The following is a 15,519-nucleotide window of genomic DNA, read 5'->3' as shown; positions in this document are numbered from 1 at the left end:
TCGCGGCAAGCTCGCGAAAGAGGCGAAACGCCCCCTTATCCTTGCCTGGTAGCACAATTTTTCTTATTTTATCCAGGAGGTTGCCTCTCGTTGGAACTTTATTCTACTTCGTATTGCCCAACCGACGAGATCAACCTAAGATTCACCTGACATGTTCGATCCGCTCTATGTCGCCTCTGGATTCGGCGTCGGCCTGCTTGTCGGGATGACCGGCGTGGGCGGCGGCTCGTTGATGACGCCGCTCTTGATCCTGCTGTTCGGTGTTCATCCCTCCACAGCGGTCGGAACCGACCTGCTCTATGCCGCCGCGACCAAGACCGGCGGCAGCCTCATGCATGGCTGGTCGCGCAGCGTGCACTGGCCGGCGGTGCTGCGGCTCGCCTGCGGCAGCATTCCAGCCAGTGCGCTGACGCTGCTGGTGCTGTGGAAACTCGACCTCAAAAGCGATTCCGAGCGTAGCCTGATCAACCTGGTGCTGTGTTTTGCGCTTCTGCTGACTGCGACGTCGCTGATCTTCCGCAAGTCGATCATGGAGCGCTACCGCGGCAGGCTGGAGCGTGTCGACGATCGCACCACCGCAATCGCGACCGTGGTCACCGGGATCGTGCTCGGCGTGCTGGTGTCGATCTCGTCGGTCGGCGCCGGCGCGGTCGGCGTCACCGTGCTGCTGCTGCTCTATCCGCGCCTGCCGATGGTGGCCATCGTCGGCTCCGATATCGCCCATGCGGTGCCGCTGACGCTGGTCGCCGGCATCGGGCACTGGGCGCTCGGCGACGTGGATTGGGCGCTAATGAGCATATTGCTGATGGGCTCGGTGCCCGGCATCATCGTCGGCAGCTACAGCGCCACGCGTGTGCCCGAGACAGTGCTGCGCCTGACGCTTGCCAGCGTGCTGTTCCTCGTCGCCGGCAAGATCATGTTTGTGGAATTGAACCTGTCGTCGGCCTTCGTGACGGCGTTGGCGTGGACGCATTAGGCCCGCCCGGGCGACAGAATCGTAGGGTGGGCAAAGCGTAAGCGTGCCCACCACTCGTCTCAATCACAGAAAGGTGGTGGGCACGGCGCTGACGCGCCTTTGCCCACCCTACGACACTGAGCGCTTTACGCCGCGGTCCAGCCGCCGTCGATGGAAAGATTGGTGCCGGTGATCTGGGCGGCGTCGTCGCTGCACAGGAACAGCGCCAGCGCGGCGACCTGCTCGGAGGTGACGAACTCCTTGGTCGGCTGCGCGGCGAGCAGCACGTCGTTGATGACCTGCTCGCGCGTCAGATTGCGCGCCTTCATCGTGTCGGGGATCTGCTTCTCGACCAGCGGCGTCCAGACATAGCCGGGGCTGATGCAGTTGCAGGTGATCTTGTGGGTCGCGACTTCCAGTGCCACGGTCTTGGTGAGACCGGCAATGCCGTGCTTGGCCGACACGTAAGCCGACTTGAAGGGCGAGGCCACCAGCGAGTGCGCGGACGCCGTGTTGATGATGCGGCCCCAGCCCCTCTTTTTCATGCCGGGCACCGCGGCGCGGATGCCGTGGAAGGCGGAGGACAGGTTGATTGCGATGATCTGATCCCACTTCTCGATCGGAAACTCCTCGACCGGCGAAACGAACTGGATGCCGGCATTGTTGACGAGGATGTCGACCGAGCCGAACGTCTGCTCGCCGAGCGCGATCATCGCGGCGATCTCGGCGGGCTTGGTCATGTCGGCGGACGAGTAGATCGCCTTCACCTTGAAGTCCTGTTCGATCTTGGTGCGCTCCTTCTCGATATCCTCCGGCGTGCCGAAACCGTTGATGACGACGTTGGCACCGGCGCCGGCGAACGCACGCGCATAGGCAAGCCCGATGCCGCTGGTGGACCCGGTCACGACGGCGTTCTTGCCTGACAGACTACCCATTCTATTCGCTCCTTTTTGCCGGGGGCGCGGACACGTCCCCCGTGAGATCGTAAGTCACCATGGTCTCGCCGGACTGTGGTCTCTCGAGCCAATCCTTGTGGCGCATCGACAGATGCACGTCGTTCACGCCGGCCTCCCAATGCTCGACCATGGCGACGTGCGAGAAATCATAGTCCTTGGACGAGGATTCGTAGTTCTTGCTGCGGTAGATCAGATGCACGACGGTGACGGTGCTTTCGCGCGACACCTTCGCCAGGAATTCAACGGAAGGATCGTTCTTCAGATAGTCCGGCAATTTGCCGATCAGATCGCGCACGGCCCTGCGGGCGTTGTGCAGCTGCTTGTTCTTGTCGGTGTTCATCCGCGTGCGGCTGGAATAGCGGATGTCCTTCTCGCGCTCGGTGGCCTCCAGCAGCGAGGTCGGCAGATCGCCGCGCGCGGAAAACAGGTCGACTTGGAAGATCAGCATGTCGCGGTCGACCTCGGCATCGAGCACATAGTCGAGCGGGGTGTTGGAGGCGATGCCGCCGTCCCAATAATGCTCGCCCTCGATCACGACGGAAGGAAAGCCGGGCGGCAGCGCGCCGGAGGCCATGATGTGCTCGGGGCCGATCTTCTTGCCGAGCTTCTTGAACTCGTAATTGTCGAAATATTTGAAGTTGCCGGAGGTGACGCCGACCGCGCCGACCGATAGGCGGGTCTTCAGGTCGTTGATGCGATCGAAATCGACCAGACGCTCCAGCGTCTTCTTCAGCGGTGCGGTGTCGTAATAGCTTTCGGCCTGCGGGCTGCCGAGCGGCCAGAGCGGCGCCGGCGGGACGCGTGGGACGAAGAAGCCGGGCACGCCGAAGGTGGCGATCAGCGCGGCACTGGTCGAGTTGAACAACTCGCGGCTGTGGTCGCTCTTGCCGATCGGCTTCCACGGCACCGGCGCGGAGACCATCTCCCAGAATTCCTTGAGCCGTTTGACGCGGGTCTGCCCCTCGTTGCCGGCGATGATGGCGGCGTTGACCGCGCCGATCGAGATGCCGGCGACCCATTCCGGCTCGAAGCCGAAGCCGCACAGCGCCTGAAAGGCGCCGGCCTGGTAGGAGCCGAGCGCGCCGCCGCCCTGCAGGACCAGGACGCGTTGCGCATTGGCGGGGATGCTGGCGGATTCCGGGCTACGATCAATCATGGGAGAACAATAGCAATGGCGCGCCACCGTGGCGACACTCCACCGCGGCGTCAATGCATGCCGGGATCAAGTCTGGCTTATCGCTCGGTCGAGGCCAAGATCATGGTCCAGAACACCTTGTATTTGGTGCCGGGAGCATAGCTCGCCGCGATGCCCAATTTTGTGACACCGCTCTTGAGCATGTTGGCGCGGTGCGGAGGCGAGTCGCGCCAGCCGGAAAACGCTTCCGCCAGCGTATGATAACCGGCCGAGATGTTCTCGACCGCCACGGTCGCAGGATAGCCGCCCGCGGCGAGGCGCTTGGCCAAGGGCGCACGGACGTCATGGTCCATCTTGTTGGCCGCGGCCATGGCGTTGGACTGGGATTCGGCGAGCCGCATCAGATCGGGGTCGACCACGACCGTGCCGAGGATGTTGTTCTGGCGGTATTGCGAGATCATCACGGCGGCGGCCTGCGCGTCGAGCTGGGCGCCAGGGGCCGCCATGTCGGTATACATCGACGGCTGCTGGACCGGTGCCTCGTTGCCGGCACAGCCGGCGAGCAGCAAAGTGATGAGAATTGCGGCCGCAGCGCGCATGTAGGGGCCCCCGAATGAGGGGCCGTTGTTGCATACCAACAATGGCTGAAAGGTGAATTTTGAAGAAAATCTGCTCGTGTCATTCCGGGCAGTGCGCAGCACTGACCCCGGAATCTCGCGCTACAATCTTGGGATTCCGGGTTCGATGCTCCGCATCGCCCCGGAATGACGGGGCCTTACCCCGCAAAGATCCGGTAACGGCGCGGTTCGAGGCCGATCGTATCACCGGCGCGCAGTTCCTTGTCGCGGGGTGCGTCGATCTCGATGGTCTTGCCGTCTGACAGTGCAACCTCGGCCCTCTGCACGGGACCGAAATTGCGGACGTGATGCACGATGCCCTCGAAGGCGCCGCTGCCGGGCGGGCCGACCAACATGTCATGTCGCCGCACGAACAGTCTTGACGCGCCAGGCGCAAGCCCATCCGCCGCAAGGGCGAGCGGCCGGCCGCCGAGCCTGATGACGCCGCCTTCGACCCGAACCGGCAGCTCGATGGATTCGCCGATGAAACCGTGGACGAACGCGCTTGCCGGGCTTTCATAGACGTCGTCCGGCGAGCCGATCTGCTCGATCCTGCCCTTGTCCATCACCACCACGCGGTTGGCGACTTCCAGCGCCTCCTCCTGGTCGTGGGTGACGAAGATGGAGGTGACGTTGATCTCGTGGTGCAGCGAGCGCAGCCACTTTCGCAGCTCCTTGCGCACCTTGGCATCGAGCGCACCGAACGGCTCGTCGAGCAGCAGGATGCGTGGCTCGATCGCGAGCGCGCGGGCGAGCGCGATGCGCTGGCGCTGGCCGCCAGAGAGCTGGCTCGGATAGCGGTCGGAAAGCCAGTCGAGCTGCACGAGGTCGAGCAGCTCCTTGACCCGCGCCCGGATCGCAGCCTCGTCTTTCCGGACCACGCGCGGCTGCACCCGCAGGCCGAAGGCGACGTTCTCGAACACGGTCATGTGGCGGAACAGCGCGTAATGCTGGAACACGAAGCCGACATGCCGCTCGCGCGCGCCCTGCGCCAGCGCGTCCTCGCCGTTGATGAGGACTTCACCGGCGTCGGGCCAATCGAGGCCAGCGACGATCCTGAGCAACGTGGTCTTTCCCGATCCGGATGGCCCGAGCAGCGCCACCAGCTCGCCGCTGTCGACCTTGAGGTCGACGCCGTCGAGGGCTTTGAAGCTGCCGAACGTCTTGACGAGATTTCTGACTTCAATGGTCACCTGCGTATCCCTCGTCCAGATGGCGTTCCAGAACCGTCTTGGCGATCAGCGTGATCAGCGCCAGCATCGCCAGCAGCGAGGCAATCGCGAAGGCGGCGACGAAATGGTATTCGTTGTAGAGGATCTCGACCAGCAGCGGCATGGTGTTGGTCTCGCCGCGGATATGGCCGGAGACGACGGAGACTGCGCCGAATTCGCCCATCGCGCGCGCGTTGCAGAGCAGGACGCCGTAGAGCACGCCCCATTTGATGTTGGGCAGCGTGACGCGGAAGAAGGTTTGAAGACCTGAGGCGCCCAGCGAGATCGCGGCTTCCTCCTCCTGGGTGCCCTGCTCCTGCATCAGAGGGATCAGCGCACGCGCCACGAACGGGAAGGTCACGAAGGTAGTGGCGAGCGCGATGCCGGGCACCGCGAACAGGATCTGGATGTCGTGATCCCGAAGCCAGCCGCCGAAATAGCCCTGCGCGCCGAACAGCAGCACGAAGACGAGGCCGGAGATCACCGGGCTCACAGAGAACGGCAGGTCGATCAGCGTGATCAGGAAAGTCTTGCCGGGGAAATCGAATTTTGCGATCGCCCAGGCCGCGACGAGGCCGAAGACGAGGTTGAGGCCGACCGAGATCGCCGCGACCAGCAGCGTCAGCCTGATCGCAGCCAGCGCTTCCGGCTCGGCGAGTGCGGCCAAATAGGCGAGGATGCCCTTGGAGAAGGCGTGCGCGAACACGACCACCAGTGGCAGCACGACGAAGACGGTGAGAAAGGTCACCGCCAGCGCAATGATAACGATGCGCACCGCGCGCGGCTCGGTGCGGAGATTGTCGCGCGCTGCCGCCGCACGCGCCTTGGCGTCGGAGACCGAGAGCGAAACGGAGTCGGCAATCTGCATCGCCATGGTCCGCCCTCAACGCGCCGGTACCCGGCTCTGCGCCCAGCGCTGGAGTCGGTTGACGGCTAAGATGACGACAAAGGACACGACGAGCATGACCACCGCGATGGCGGTCGCGTCGGCATAGCGGAACTCCGACAGGCGGATCACGATGAGCAGCGGCGCGATCTCGGACACGTTGGGCAGATTGCCGGCGATGAAGATCACCGAGCCGTATTCGCCGACCGCGCGGGCGAAAGCGAGCGCGAGCCCGGTGAGCAGAGCCGGCGCCAGCGAGGGCAGGATCACACGGGTGATGGTCTGCCAGCGGTTGGCGCCCAGGCTGCCCGCGGCCTCCTCGATCTCGGGATCGAGATCCTGCAGCACCGGCTGCACCGTGCGCACCACGAAAGGAATGCCGATGAAGATCATGGCGACGAAGATGCCGACCGGCGTGAACGCCACCTTGATGCCGAGCGCCGCGAGCGGCGCGCCCAGCCAGCCCTTTTCGGCGAACAGCGCGGTCAACGCGACGCCCGCGACCGCCGTCGGCAGCGCGAAGGGCACGTCGACGATGGCGTCGAACAGCCGGCGACCGGGAAAGCGGTAGCGCACCAAGGCCCAGACGATGATGCTGCCCATGACGAGATTGATGCAGGCCGCCGCGAAGGCGAGGCCGAAGGAGACGCGCAGGGCATTCAAGGTGCGGCGGCTGGAGAGGATATTCCAGAACTGTTCGGGACTGAGCTCGAGCGACTTCAGGAACAGCCCGGCGAGTGGAATGAGGATCATGACGGACAGCCAGGACAGCGTCAGCCCCATCGTGAGACCGAAGCCCGGCAACGTCCGGCGTCGTGCTGCGATTGCGCTCACCAGGCCCCCTGCTAAAGCGTCCTAAGACAGCTCCCGATCAGTTCTTGTAGATCAGGTCAAAGATACCGCCGTCGGCGAAGTGCTCCTTCTGCGCCTTGGTCCAACCACCGAAAACGTCGTCGATCGTAAATAGTTCGACCTTGGCGAAGGCGTTTTCGTACTTCTTGGCGATCTCGGCATCGCGCGGACGGTAGAAATTACGCGCGGCGATCTCCTGACCTTCCTTCGTGTACCAATATTGCAGGTAGGCGTCGGCCGCGTTGCGCGTGCCCTTCCTGTCGGCCACCTTGTCGACGATCGCGACCGGCGGCTCGGCGAGGATCGATTGCGGCGGCGCCACGATCTCGAACTTGCTGGCGCCGAACTCCTTCAGCGCGAGGAACGCCTCGTTCTCCCAGGCGAGCAGGACGTCGCCGACGCCGCGCTCGACGAAGGTCACGGTAGCGCCGCGCGCGCCGGTATCCAGAACCGGCACCTGCTGGTAGAGCTTTCCGATGAAATCCTTGGCCTTGTCGGCTGAGCCGTATTTCTTCTGTGCGAAACCCCAGGCCGCAAGATAATTCCAGCGCGCGCCGCCCGACGTCTTCGGGTTGGGCGTGATCACGGCAACGCCGGGCTTGAGCAGGTCGTCCCAGTCCTTGACGGCCTTGGGATTGCCCTTGCGCACCAGGAACACGATGGTGGAGGTATAGGGTGACGAGTTCTGCGGCAATCGCTTCTGCCAGTCCGCCGCCGTGAGGCCCTTGGCCGCGATCGCGTCGATGTCGTAGGCGAGCGCGAGCGTCACCACGTCGGCCTGCAATCCGTCGATCACGCTACGCGCCTGCGAGCCGCTGCCGCCATGCGACTGCTTGATCTCGACGCTCCTGCCGGTCTCCTTCTGATAGGCATTCGCAAATGCCTTATTGAACTCGGCATAGAGCTCGCGCGTCGGGTCGTACGACACGTTCAAGAGGTTGATGTCAGCGGCGAGAGCCGAGCTTGCCAAGAAAACCGTCAAGACGAGGCCTGCAGCGAGCGGAACGATACGGCGCATCATGTCCATCTCCATTCACTTCACTGACGCCGGTGTCAGCGAAGGCAGGCGAAACTCGCGGCGAAACGCGCTTAAGTCAACGAAACCGGATTTTCTTGTTCGCAGCGTGGCAACGTAGCTGTGCTACGAGGTCTTCATCGTATGGATGCCGCATTCTGTCTTGGCTCGGCCGCGCCAGCGACCGGCGCGTTCATCCTCGCCTTCGGCCGTCCTGCTCGTGCAAGGCATACACCCAACTGACCGGAAACCGGAGGCGACCAAGGGGTGACGCGGCAATTTGGCGCGGACGAAAATTGCCTCGAGTTCCTCGCGCGAGACGTTGGCGAAGGGATTGAACTTCAACCGCGCACCATCGTCCTCGACGACCGGAATATCGGTGCGCGCATTGCCCTGGAAGCGCTTGCGGCCGTTGAGCCAGGCATCAAAGGGCTTCAGCGCGCGCGCCAGCGGCTCCACCTTACGGATGCGGCAACAGGCGTCGGGATCGGAGAACCAGAGCTCGCGCTCGGGATCCTCGCGCGACAGGCTCTCCTCGGCCGGCTTGATCGAGCGGACATCCTTCAGACCCAGCGTCGCGATCAGCGTGTCGCGATAGGCGAGCGTCTCCTCGAACAGCCAGCCGGTATCGAGGAAGATCACGGGGATGGCCGGATCGACATCCGCCATCACCTTCAGCAGCGTCGCCGATTCCGTACCGAAGGACGACACCAGCGCCAGCTTCTCGCGCCCGACCGTCTTCAGCGCCGCAGTGATGATCTCCGCAGGCGAGGCATCGCGCAAGGCGCGATCGAGCTCCTCCGCGGAAGGCGGCGCAGAGACGGAGACCGGAGCGAGCTGAGACGGAACGACGTTCACGTGCCGACACCCTCGGAGTGACGCAACTGCATGCGCCGGTGCAAAGCCGTGATGCGGCCGTCGCCGGTCGGCTGGTAGAACACCGAATAGCGCTTTGCAGTCTGCATGAAGGCTTCCGCGTCGGCCTGCTTCTTGACGTCGAACGAATCGAAGCCGGCGCGCAGCATGAACACGAACTGGTCACGCAACACCTGGCCGGTGGCGCGCAATTCGCCGCGATAATTGTAGCGCTCGCGCAGCAGGCGAGCCTGGCTGTAGGCACGGCCGTCGCGGAAGGTCGGGAATACCAGCGCGACCGTCGCAATCTTGCCGAGATACGGCACGAGCTCGGCGATGTCGCGGTTGTTGGGCCAGATCACGCCGACCTTGCCCGAACGGTTGAGCAGCGTGTCCGCCTCGCCCAGGAAGCGTTCGGCCGGCACCAGGACGTCGCCGCCCTCGGGCAGCGGCGTGTCGACGGCGAGCTTGACGAAGCTGTCGCCCGTGATCTTTCCGCCGTTAACGAGTGGCATAGACGCGCTCCTTGAAGGGTTCGACGCCGAGGCGCTTCACGGTGTCCATGAACAGCTCTTCGGGCCGCTCGCGCAGCGCCAGATAGGCTTCCACGATGTCCTCGATGACGTCGGCGACCTCGTCGAACTTCACGCCCGGCCCGATCAGGGTGCCGAGCGCGGCGTTCTCGTCGGCTCGGCCGCCGATGGTGATCTGGTAGATCTCCTCGCCGTTCTTCTCGACGCCGAGAATGCCGATATGGCCGACGTGGTGATGGCCGCAGGCGTTGATGCAGCCGGAGATGTTGATGTGGAGCCGGCCGATCAAATTGGCGAGCTCGTGATTGGCGAAGCGCCGCGTCAATTCCTGCGCGATCGGGATCGAGCGCGCATTCGCCAGCGAGCAATAATCGAGCCCGGGGCAGGCGATGATGTCGCTGATCAGATTGACGTTCGGGGTTGCGAGGCCGAGCTTGTCGAGCGCCCTCCAAAGCGCCGGCAGGTCGCGCTTGGCGACATGCGGCAGCGCCAGGTTCTGCTCGTGGCCGACGCGAATCTCGCCGAAGGAATATTTGTCGGCGAGATCGGCCAGCGCATCCATCTGCTCTGCGGTGGCATCGCCCGGAGGCCCGCCGGTGGGCTTCAGCGAGATCGTGACGATCGAATAGCCCTGCACCTTGTGCGGGGCCACCGAGTTCTTGCGCCACGCCTCGAAATCCGGATCGGCCGCGGCCTGGCGCAACTCGTCCGGCATGTGCGGCAGCTTCTCGTAAGGAGGATAGGTGAAACGCGAGCGGATGTCCTCGATCACCTCGTCGTCGATCTGAAGCGAGGAATTGCGGATATGCTGCCACTCGTCCTCGACCTCGCGCGAGAATTTCTCGATGCCGAGCTCGTGCACCAGGATCTTGATGCGCGCCTTGTAGATGTTGTCGCGGCGGCCGTACTGGTTGTAGACGCGCAGGATCGCCTCGATGTAGCTGAGGATGTCGCGGCCATGCACGAAGTGCTTGATGGTCTTGGCGATGAACGGCGTGCGGCCGAGACCGCCGCCAACCAGCACCTCGAAGCCGGTCTCGCCCTTCTCGTTCTGGATCAGGCGGAGGCCGATGTCGTGGATCTTGATCGCGGCGCGGTCATGGTCCGACGCGGTGATCGCGATCTTGAACTTACGTGGCAGGAACGAGAATTCCGGATGCAGCGTGGTGTGCTGGCGGATCAGCTCCGACCAGATTCGCGGATCCTCGATCTCGCCGGGCGCGACGCCGGCCCACTGGTCCGAGGTGACGTTACGCATGTTGTTGCCGGAGGTCTGCATCGCATGGATGCCGACCTTGGCAAGATCTTCCAGCGCGTCCGGCAGTTCGGCGAGCTTGATCCAGTTGAACTGGATGTTCTGCCGCGTGGTGAAGTGGCCGTAGCCGCGGTCGTATTTGCGCGCGACATGGGCGAGCGCCCGCAGCTGGTTCGTCGCCAGCGTGCCGTAGGGGATCGCGACGCGGAACATGTAGGCGTGCAATTGCAGATAGACGCCGTTCTGCAGGCGCAGCATCTTGAACTCGTCCTCGGTGAGCTCGCCGGAGAGGCGCCGCTTCACCTGGTCGCGGAACTCCGAGACGCGCTCGTTGACGAGCGTGCGGTCGATTTCGTCGTAAGCATACATAAGAAGATGCCTTAAGCCTGAGCCGACTGTCCGATGGTCACACCGGTGCGGCGGATCTGTTCGCGCAGATTGCCGGGTTCGATCCCGCCGTCCGATCCGACCTGCACCGGGGCGATATAGGGTCCGATCGCGCCGACGTCATCGGCGACGGACTCCGCAAGCAACGCCTTGGCCTCGTCGGAGTTGCGCACGATCGCGGCTTCCGAGAGGTCCGCGGACCAGCTCTTGGCGGCGGTGCGGTAAACCACGATGCCGTCCCAGGTGCGGTTGGCGGTCACGACCGAGGGGCCGGCGATCTTGATCTTCTTCTGTTCGAGCGGGGAGGTCATTCGGCTGCATCCAATAGGTCAGAGATGATTTGGTTGGGTGTCTGGCGGCGAAGCGAACCGGTATGACGGACCACGTCGCCGATGATGAGAATGGCGGGACCGCCATCAGCCCGCCGTGCGAGCTCGGGGAGGTCTCGAAGCGTGCCGATCGCGCCCTGTGCATCGGGACGCGTGACGCGGGCGAACACACCGACCGGCGTCTCCGGCGAACGGCCGGCGGCGAGCAGGCCCGTGCGCACGGCAGGTGCAGCGGACACGCCCATGTAGACGACGATGGTCATCTTGGTGTCGGTCAACGTCGACCAGTCCGCGGCTTCCGCGTCGCGCGCCTTGTGTGCGGTGAGGAAGGTGATGCGGGTCGCCTCGTGACGGTAGGTGAGCGGCACCTCGAAATCGGCGGCACCGCCGAGGCCTGCGGTGATGCCGGGAATGATCGAATAGGCGACACCGGCGGCGCGCAGCGCTTCAATCTCTTCGCCGCCACGCCCGAACACGAAGGGATCGCCGCCCTTCAGCCGCACCACCCGCTGGCCGGCTTGCGCGGCCTCGATCATGCGCTGGTTGATGGCGTCCTGGCCGATGCCGGGCCTGCCGACGCGGCGGCCGACGGCAACGCGCGTGGTGTCGCGGCGGATGCGGTCGAGAATTTCGCCCGAGACCTGCTCGTCATGGAAGACGATGTCGGCGTCCTGCAATGCGCGCAGTGCCTTGATGGTGAGCAAGTCTGGATCGCCGGGGCCGGCGCCAACCAGCGCCACCGAACCTTCTGGCTTGTCGGCACGCGCAAATTCGGAGGGATCGGCAATCGCCTTCAGCGCGACGTCCGCCTCGCTCTTGCGACCGGCGAGCACGGCGGCACCGATCGGACCGTCGATCACCCGCTCCCAGAAGCGGCGGCGCAGCGGAAACTCGGCGATGCGCTCGTTGATGGATTTGCGGAAGCCGCCGATGAACTCGGCGAGTTCGCCGATGCGCGCCGGAAGCAGCGCCTCGATCTTCTCACGCACGCGGCGCGCCACCACCGGCGATGTCCCGCCAGTGCCGATCGCGACCACGACATCGCCGCGGTCGACGATCGCCGGAAAGATGAAGCTCGAATGATCGAGATCGTCCATGACGTTGACGGGCAGGCCGAGCGCCTTGGCGCGAACCGACATCGCCACGCCGATATCGCCTGCGCCTGCGCAGACGACGGCGATGACGCCCGAGAGATCGGCGGCGAGCGGATCGCCCGTTAGGATTTCGATGCGCGCCGCGTCTTCCGCGCTAAGGCCGAGATGATGATTGCCGTCGATCGCATGCACGCGGATGCGCGCGCCGGCGGAGGCGAGCACGCGCAGCTTAGCGCGCAAGAACTCGCCCATGCCGATGAGAACCACCGGCCCGGCCTTGAGATCGAGGAACATCGGCAAGAACCGCATACGATACTCGCTTCCCCCACATCGGGGTTGACTGGAATTATTTTCTATATATGTGTCGTTTCAAGCGCGCAAAGAGAAAATTTTTTCTTCTCCTTGGCTTCGCGACTATAGAATTTTCGCCTCCAAACGCAAAGTGGCAGAGATGCATCTTCTCAAGGACGATTCCGCTTCTGTCGGAATGAGCAGCAAAGCCCCCGTCGCACGCGCGGGCTCGCAAGAATTTTCTGTCGATGTTGCGCCGAGCATGGACCATCTCGACCAGCTCGAGGCGCAGAGCATCTACATCTTCCGTGAGGCCTTCGCGCGGCTGAAGAAGATCGCGCTGCTGTGGTCGCTCGGCAAGGACTCCAACGTCATGATCTGGCTGGCGCGAAAAGCCTTCTTCGGCAAGATGCCGTTCCCGGCCCTTCATGTCGACACCGGCAAGAAGTTTCCCGAGATGTACCGCTTCCGCGATCACTACGGAAAAGAGTGGGATCTCGATCTGCGCGTCGAGCCCTGCCCGCCCATCGATGCCGTCGATCCGACGCTGCCGCCGGCCGCTCGCTCCGCAGCGCGCAAGACCGAAGGCCTCAAGATGGCGCTCGGCAAATATGGCTTCGACGGCCTGATCGCCGGCATCCGCCGCGACGAGGAAGCGACCCGCGCCAAGGAGCGCGTGTTCTCGCCGCGTGGCCTCGAGGGCAATTGGGACGTGCGCGACCAGCCGCCGGAGTTCTGGGACCATTTCAACGCCTCGCCGCCGCAAGGCGCGCATTTGCGCATCCACCCGATCCTGCACTGGACCGAGGCCGATATCTGGGCCTACACCAAGCGCGAGAACATCCCGATCATCCCGCTCTATCTGTCGCAAAACGGCAAGCGCTACCGCTCGCTGGGCGATCAGGACATTACCAATCCCGTGAATTCGGCGGCGTCCAATATCGACGAGATCCTGATCGAGCTCGAGCAAACCAAGATACCGGAGCGCGCGGGGCGCGCGCTCGACCACGAGACCGAGGACGCCTTCGAGCGCCTGCGCGTCGCCGGCTATCTCTGATCTCAAGGACGCGAGCGCGATATGAACATGATTGTCACCCCAACCTCGCCCGCCACGCCGAACGGCACCACCCGTCCGCAAGTGCGCATCGTCATCGTCGGCCACGTCGACCACGGCAAGTCGACGCTGGTCGGCCGCCTCTTGCACGAGACCGGCAGCCTGCCCGACGGCAAGCTCGACATGCTGAAAGCCGTCAGCGCACGGCGCGGCATGCCGTTCGAATGGTCGTTCCTGCTCGACGCGCTGCAGACCGAGCGCGACCAGGGCATCACCATCGACACCACGCAGATCCGCTTCCGCACCAATTCGCGCGATATCGTCCTGATCGACGCGCCCGGCCACGCCGAATTCCTGCGCAACATGATCACTGGCGCCTCGCAGGCCGACGGCGCGGTGCTGATCATCGACGCGCTCGAAGGCGTGCGCGACCAGACCCGGCGGCACGGCTATCTCTTGCATCTGCTCGGCGTGAAGCAGGTCGCGGTCGTCGTCAACAAGATGGACCGCGTCGACTTTTCCGCCGATCGTTTCAAGGCGATCAGCGACGAGATTTCCGCGCATCTGAATGGCCTCGGCGTGAAGCCCACGGCCGTGATCCCGATTTCCGCCCGCGACGGCGACGGCGTCGCCGAGCACACCGATCGGATCGGCTGGTACAAGGGACCGACCGTGGTCGAAGCGCTGGACAGGCTCGAGCCGGCGCGGCCGCTGGAGGCGCTGGCGCTGCGCCTGCCGGTGCAGGCGATCTACAAGTTCGACGACCGCCGCATCGTGGCGGGCCGCATCGAATCCGGCAGCCTCAAGGCCGGCGACGAGATCGTGATCATGCCGGCCGGCAAGATCGCCAGGATCAAGACGGTCGAGAGCTGGCCGGTGACGCCGGTCACCGGCCGGCAAGGCGCCGGCCGTTCGGTCGGCATCACGCTCGACCGCGAATTGTTCATCGAGCGCGGCGACATCGTCGCGCATGCGAGCACAGCTCCACGCGAAACGCGCCGGCTGCGCGCGCGGATTTTCTGGCTGCACGACAAGCCGCTCGCCAGGGGCGACCAGCTGCTGGTGCGTTGCGGGCCGAAGGAAAGCCGCGCCACCGTGGTCGCCATCGAGAAGGCGGTCGATCCGGGCGAGCTCTCGAGCAGCGAGAACAAGGCGATCGGCCGCAACCATGTCGGCGAGATCGATATTTCTCTTTCAAATTCGATTGCTACCGATCCCTACACCGAGAACCCGCGGACCGGCCGTCTCGTGATCGAGATCTCCGGACGCATTGCCGGCGGCGGCCTGGTGCTGTCGGTCGATGCCGGCCAGCGCGCCGTGCCCGTCGATATCGTACCGGTGGAATCGGCCCTGCGTCCCGACGAACGCTCCGCGCGCTATCAGCACAATGGTGCCGTGGTCTGGCTCACCGGCCTGCCGGCGTCCGGCAAATCGACGCTCGCCAAGGCATTGGAACGGCGGCTGTTCAGCAATGGCGGCTCGCCGATCCTGCTCGACGGCGACACGCTGCGCGCAGGTCTCAACAGCGATCTCGGGTTCTCTGCCGCGGACCGCAGCGAGAACATCCGCCGCCTCGCGGAAGTCGCGACGCATCTGGCGCGTAACGGCCACATCGCCATCGTCGCCGCCGTCTCCCCGGCCCGCGAGGATCGCGCGACCGCGCGCCGCATCGCCGACACCGTCTTCCGCGAGATCCACGTCGCGACGCCTGCCGAAGTGTGCGAGGAGCGCGATCCCAAGGGCCATTACAAGAAAGCGCGCGCCGGCGCGCTGGCCTCGTTCACGGGGATCGGCAACGACTACGAGGCGCCGCAAGCGGCCGAGCTCGTGATCGACACCTCGACACGAACTGTTACCGAGGCCGCCGATGAGATCGAGCAGATGCTGAAGACAACGGGCGTGCTGTTCGACGAGGCCGTGGACCTCGCCGCGAATATTTGAGGGGCGCGCTCCGCTTTGGGAGCACACTTCGCGCCACATCAATGGTGTCGTCCTGGCGAAAGCCGGGACCATACCGCGTGATCTATCGACTACGAGCGGTCGAAGTACCGGACGTCGGTCCTCCGCCAAACTCCTCCCTGGGGTAATGGGTCC

Annotated in this window: 15 protein-coding genes; 3 read left to right on the top strand and 12 right to left on the bottom strand. The window is 64.5% G+C overall.

Annotation, left to right across the window (positions count from 1 at the left end; genetic code table 11):
- Positions 1–151: 151 nt before the first annotated feature.
- Positions 152–976 carry a sulfite exporter TauE/SafE family protein gene (locus XH84_RS09180; RefSeq protein WP_128922132.1) on the top strand — a complete coding sequence of 275 codons (825 nt, stop codon included), beginning with the start codon at positions 152–154 and terminating at the stop codon, positions 974–976.
- A 125-nt stretch (positions 977–1,101) separates the two neighbouring features.
- Here the strand turns inward: XH84_RS09180 and XH84_RS09175 are convergent, their stop codons facing one another.
- The 12 genes from XH84_RS09175 to cysG form a co-directional block, all read right to left on the bottom strand.
- Positions 1,102–1,890: a 3-hydroxybutyrate dehydrogenase gene (locus XH84_RS09175; RefSeq protein ID WP_128948132.1), complete on the bottom strand. Its 789-nt coding sequence runs from the start codon at positions 1,888–1,890 to the stop codon at positions 1,102–1,104.
- Between the two features lies 1 nt (position 1,891).
- Positions 1,892–3,067 carry a DUF3734 domain-containing protein gene (locus tag XH84_RS09170; protein WP_128922134.1) on the bottom strand — a complete coding sequence of 392 codons (1,176 nt, stop codon included), beginning with the start codon at positions 3,065–3,067 and terminating at the stop codon, positions 1,892–1,894.
- A gap of 77 nt (positions 3,068–3,144) precedes the next feature.
- Complete coding sequence (locus tag XH84_RS09165) at positions 3,145–3,645, bottom strand: CAP domain-containing protein (protein ID WP_128922135.1); 501 nt, start codon at positions 3,643–3,645, stop codon at positions 3,145–3,147.
- 176 nt (positions 3,646–3,821) lie between these two features.
- Positions 3,822–4,856, bottom strand: a complete 1,035-nt coding sequence (locus tag XH84_RS09160; RefSeq protein WP_128922136.1) for a sulfate/molybdate ABC transporter ATP-binding protein — start codon at positions 4,854–4,856, stop codon at positions 3,822–3,824.
- A complete protein-coding gene (gene cysW, locus XH84_RS09155) occupies positions 4,846–5,748 on the bottom strand; it encodes a sulfate ABC transporter permease subunit CysW (protein ID WP_128922137.1) in 903 nt (300 codons plus the stop codon). Before cysW ends, XH84_RS09160 begins: the two co-directional genes overlap by 11 nt.
- 9 nt (positions 5,749–5,757) lie before the next feature.
- Complete coding sequence (cysT, locus tag XH84_RS09150) at positions 5,758–6,594, bottom strand: sulfate ABC transporter permease subunit CysT (RefSeq protein ID WP_164936597.1); 837 nt, start codon at positions 6,592–6,594, stop codon at positions 5,758–5,760.
- 37 nt (positions 6,595–6,631) lie between these two features.
- Entirely contained in the window at positions 6,632–7,633 is a 1,002-nt protein-coding gene (locus XH84_RS09145) for a sulfate ABC transporter substrate-binding protein (RefSeq protein ID WP_164936598.1), read from the bottom strand.
- Positions 7,634–7,753: 120 nt separating this feature from the next.
- A complete protein-coding gene (locus tag XH84_RS09140) occupies positions 7,754–8,485 on the bottom strand; it encodes a phosphoadenylyl-sulfate reductase (protein ID WP_128922140.1) in 732 nt (243 codons plus the stop codon).
- Positions 8,482–8,997 (bottom strand): DUF934 domain-containing protein, encoded by a 516-nt coding sequence (locus XH84_RS09135; protein WP_128922141.1) that lies wholly within the window; start codon positions 8,995–8,997, stop codon positions 8,482–8,484. Before XH84_RS09135 ends, XH84_RS09140 begins: the two co-directional genes overlap by 4 nt.
- Positions 8,984–10,639 carry a nitrite/sulfite reductase gene (locus XH84_RS09130; RefSeq protein ID WP_128922142.1) on the bottom strand — a complete coding sequence of 552 codons (1,656 nt, stop codon included), beginning with the start codon at positions 10,637–10,639 and terminating at the stop codon, positions 8,984–8,986. The genes XH84_RS09135 and XH84_RS09130 overlap by 14 nt, the downstream gene beginning before the upstream one ends.
- 11 nt (positions 10,640–10,650) lie before the next feature.
- The gene (locus XH84_RS09125; protein WP_128922143.1) at positions 10,651–10,968 is read right to left on the bottom strand and encodes a DUF2849 domain-containing protein; all 318 of its coding nucleotides are present in this window, start codon (positions 10,966–10,968) and stop codon (positions 10,651–10,653) included.
- Positions 10,965–12,389: a siroheme synthase CysG gene (gene cysG, locus XH84_RS09120; RefSeq protein ID WP_128922144.1), complete on the bottom strand. Its 1,425-nt coding sequence runs from the start codon at positions 12,387–12,389 to the stop codon at positions 10,965–10,967. The genes XH84_RS09125 and cysG overlap by 4 nt, the downstream gene beginning before the upstream one ends.
- Before the next feature lie 244 nt (positions 12,390–12,633).
- Between cysG and cysD the strand changes: the two genes are divergently transcribed.
- Positions 12,634–13,428, top strand: coding sequence for a sulfate adenylyltransferase subunit CysD (gene cysD, locus XH84_RS09115; protein WP_128922145.1), 795 nt, complete (start codon positions 12,634–12,636; stop codon positions 13,426–13,428).
- Between the two features lie 21 nt (positions 13,429–13,449).
- Positions 13,450–15,366 (top strand): adenylyl-sulfate kinase, encoded by a 1,917-nt coding sequence (gene cysC, locus XH84_RS09110; RefSeq protein ID WP_128922146.1) that lies wholly within the window; start codon positions 13,450–13,452, stop codon positions 15,364–15,366.
- Positions 15,367–15,519 lie beyond the last annotated feature (153 nt).

Origin of the sequence: Bradyrhizobium nanningense (genome assembly GCF_004114535.1) — a bacterium.
Lineage (GTDB): Bacteria > Pseudomonadota > Alphaproteobacteria > Rhizobiales > Xanthobacteraceae > Bradyrhizobium > Bradyrhizobium nanningense.
Note: the sequence above shows the minus strand (reverse complement) of the source record. Positions and strands in the feature narration are given on the sequence as shown.